The sequence below is a fragment of the Polynucleobacter sp. AP-Capit-er-40B-B4 genome (assembly GCF_018882245.1).
In the GTDB taxonomy this organism is placed as follows: Bacteria; Pseudomonadota; Gammaproteobacteria; order Burkholderiales; family Burkholderiaceae; genus Polynucleobacter.
The window spans coordinates 1,551-5,818 of sequence record NZ_JACVOV010000003.1; the positions used below are offsets into that span (position 1 = coordinate 1,551).

Annotated in this window: 1 protein-coding gene; it reads left to right on the forward strand. The window is 47.4% G+C overall.

Features of this window, described 5'->3' with window-relative positions:
* The coding region (locus ICN19_RS08175) for a hypothetical protein (RefSeq protein ID WP_216246965.1) at nucleotides 1-4,268 on the forward strand (4,268 nt) is incomplete at both ends.

Sequence of the window (4,268 nt, forward strand, 5' to 3'; positions counted from 1 at the left end):
TATTAGTCCGCAGCGCAATTACCAATGACACCACACCAGACAATGGTGAGACCTTCACCTTAACAGCGACCAATACTGGCACTACTAGTGCTACTGGTACTGCTACGATTTTGGATGATGGTACTGGTGTCTTATTTAGCAGCGTCAATACCTCTGGCAGGCCAGAAGAGCCGGGCAGCAATGGTTTGCCGGTCAATCTGAATGATGACCGTCCATTAACTATTGCAGCAGTTGCGCCAACCGTCAACGAAGGTTCTCCTTATGCTGCTTTTGTAGTTACTGGCTCTCCTGATCAACTGGCTTCACTCAGTTTTCCAACCAATACCAGCAGCCCATTAACTTCAATTGAATATTGGAATGGCTCCGCATGGGTCCCTTACAATTCTGGTGATTTAATTACGCTCGATAGCGCTGGTAAGGCATTAGTCCGTGTGCTATTGGCGCCAGAGCAAGATGCAATCTTGGATAACAATGAGCCATTTAGCTTAACCGCTAGCAATACTGGTGGCACTAGCGCAACGCCTGCCGTCGTTACGATTAAAGATGATGGTACTGGCACTCAATTTACTTCTACCAATCCAACTGGAATCACGCCTGCAACACTGACACCACCAACTCCAGTCAACGGAGTAGTGGGTAGCACTGATGCAGTTAACCTGCCAAATGACGACCGTCCATTAGCAGTAAGCAGTGTGACCGTGAACGAAGGTTCACCATACGCAGTATTTACGGTTACTGGTGCTACTGGTCAATTAACCAGCTTGAGCCTAAGCTCTGGTACCGCGACCGTTGGTACTGACTCGGGTACAGCTTTGCAGTACTTTAATGGCACCGCTTGGGTGGATTACACCCCAGGTAGTTTTGTCGCTATCCCAGCAGGTGGTTTATTGGTGCGCACGGCAGTTACCAATGATCCTTCAGCAGACAACAATGAAACCTTCAATTTAGTAGCAACCAATGCAGGCGGTACTGCAGTAACGGGTGTTGGCACCATTAAAGATGATGGCACTGGTAGTGTCTTCTTGGCTACAAACACTACAAGTACTCCAGATACTCCTACTGTTCCATTGGATGACGACCGTCCATTAGCAGTAAGCAGTGTGACCGTGAACGAAGGTTCACCATACGCAGTATTTACGGTTACTGGTGCTACTGGTGAGCTCACTAAACTGAGCTTGACCTCTGGTACAGGTACTGTTGGTACTGATACGGCAACTACCTTAGAGTACTTTGATCCAACTGCCAATAGTGGAGCAGGTGCTTGGGTACCTTACACACCAAATAGCTTTGTAGCGATCCCGGCTGGTGGTTTATTGGTGCGCACGGCAGTTACCAATGATCCAACTGGTGACAATAATGAAACCGTGAACTTGGTTGCGACAAACACCGGTGGCACGGCTGTCACTGGTGTTGGCACCATTAAAGATGATGGCACTGGTAGTGTCTTCTTGGCTACAAACACTACAAGTACTCCAGATACTCCTACTGTTCCATTGGATGACGACCGTCCATTGACAATTACAGCAGTTGCACCAATCGTCAATGAGGGCTCTCCTTATGCTGCATTTGTGGTGAGTGGATCACCGGGTCAATTGGTATCTTTAAGTTTTCCAACCAATACTAATAGCCCATTAACCAATATCGAATGCTGGAATGGCTCCGCATGGGTTCCTTATAACGCAGGCGATTTAATTCCGCTCGATAGCGCTGGTAAGGCATTAGTCCGTGTATTGCTAGCACCAGAGCAGGATGTAGGTTCAGATAATAGTGAGCCATTTAGCTTAACTGCCACAAATACTGGTGGTATAGCGGCGACTCCAGCAACTGTCACGATCATGGATGATGGCACCGGTACTGTCTTTGCCTTTACCGATCCAACTAATCTGACTCCGGCAGTCATTGCTGCACCAACTCCGGTCAATGGTGTAGTTAGTGCTGTTGATGCAGTCAACTTACCGAACAACGACAGCCCGTTGTCGGTTACCAGCGTGACAGTGAGCGAAGGTTCACCATATGCTGTATTTAAGGTCACCGGTACAGTAGGTGAGTACACCAGTTTGAGCTTAAGTTCTGGTACAGCCACAATTGGCAGCGATACCGGTACTGCTTTGCAATATTTCAATGGCACAACTTGGGTTGACTACAACCCTGGTGATTTTGTACAAATTCCAGCAGGTGGTTTATTGGTGCGTGCTGCGATTAGCAATGACCCATTGGCTGATAACAACGAAACCTTTAACTTGCTGGCTACAAGTCCAGGCGGCGAGACTGCTGCTGGCGTCGGCACAATTAAAGATGACGGTACTGGCGTAATTTTTACTGCAAGCAATACAACCATCATACCCGATGCGGTTAGCCCTGCAACACTAGATGATGATCGTCGTTTGTCTGTTAATAATCTCACTGTTAATGAAGGCTCGCCTTATGCTGTATTTACAGTAACAGGGGCGGCTGGTCAGTATGTGCAATTGGCATTAGCTAACGGCACAGCTAGCTCAGCAGACTATGGGTCTGGATTAGAGTATTTCAATGGCACAGCTTGGGTTGCTTACACACCAAATAGCTTGGTTCAAATCCCCAATACCGGCACTACTTTGTTGGTGCGCACAACTATCACTAATGACGCGACTCCGGATAATGGCGAGACCTTTACCTTAACCGCGACCAATGTGGGCGGCGCTTACGCCGTTGGTACTGCAACGATTTTAGACGTGGGTACTGGTGACTTATTTAGTGCAACCAATAACACTGGCCTCCCAGAGGCACCTGGCACCAGTAGTCTCCCGGCAACCTTGGATGATGACCGCTCCTTAAGCATCAACAATGTCACGGTGAATGAAGGTTCACCTTACATGGTATTTACGGTATCCGGCATCTCCAATGAAGTCGTTTCTAGTTTGACTTTGGCTAATAGCACTACCGGTTTGATTGCTAGCGGTAGCGGCGTTGATTACGGAGCATCAACAGGTACGGGTCTGGAGTATTGGGATATTACTTCTGGTGCCTGGGTTCCATACATCACAGGCTCTGTAAGCTTGGATAGCACCGGTACGCTATTAGTTCGCACACCCATTGTGAATGACACTACTTCGGATAATGGTGAAACCTTCAAGTTGGTAGCGACCAATATTAGTAATGTGGCTGTTACTGGTATTGGCACTATTTTGGATAACGGTAGCGGCACGATATTTGTGGCGGACGACCCCAATACAACAATTAATGAAGCGGCGCCAAGCTCAATCAATGGCATATTGACAGCGCCGATAGCGCCAGATCAAACGGCTGCGGTAGTAACTCCAACAGCCAGCACGCCATTACCTGATGATGATCGTCCATTAACCATCAATGATCTAACAATCAACGAGGGCTCACCTTACGCAGTATTTACTGTGGGTGGTCTTGAAGGTCAATATGTCAAACTGGCCCTTGGTGCTACTAGCACTGGTACAGATGCAACCTTAACCGGTTCAACTGCAGATATTGGTCAGGCTCTTGAATACTTTAACGGTACAGCTTGGGTTGCTTACACCCCAGGTAGTTTTGTGCAAATTCCGAGTGATGGAAATGCAACGCCAGGGCAGGCTGCTACCTTATTGGTGCGTGTTGCTGTAATTAATGATGCGCCAGCAGACAATGGTGAGACATTCACCTTAACTGCAACTAATACTGGAGCACTCGCTGCTGTTGGTACAGGAACCATTTTGGATAATGGAACTGGCAATATCTTTAGTGGTAATTCAGGTACGCCTGATGCCAATGTTCAAACATTGTCATTAGATTACGATAAAAACGATGCGCCGGCTGGTACAGATAATGCAGTGACTATCTTGGAAGATGGTAGCTACACCTTTAGTGCGGCAGACTTTGGATTTAGTGATCCACTTGATACCCCTGCAAATACGCTACAAGCGGTGATCATTACTACGCTGCCAGTTGATGGCACATTAAAGTTAAACGGTGTCGCAGTAACGGCTGGACAGGTTATTACTGCCGCTGATATTGCTAACCTCGTTTATACGCCAGTAGCCAATGCGAATGGCAGCAACTACGCTAATTTCACATTCCAGGTTATTGATGATGGCGGCACAGCTAACAATGGTCAAAATACTGATCAAAGCCCAAATACCATCACGATTAACATTACTCCGGTTAACGACATCTTCACTGATGCCCCTGAAACCGTAACAACACCAGAAGATACCGCTAAGAGCGGTAACTTGTTAACGGGAACCACCAGTGTTGATGGCCCGGTAACGGTAAGTACCTTC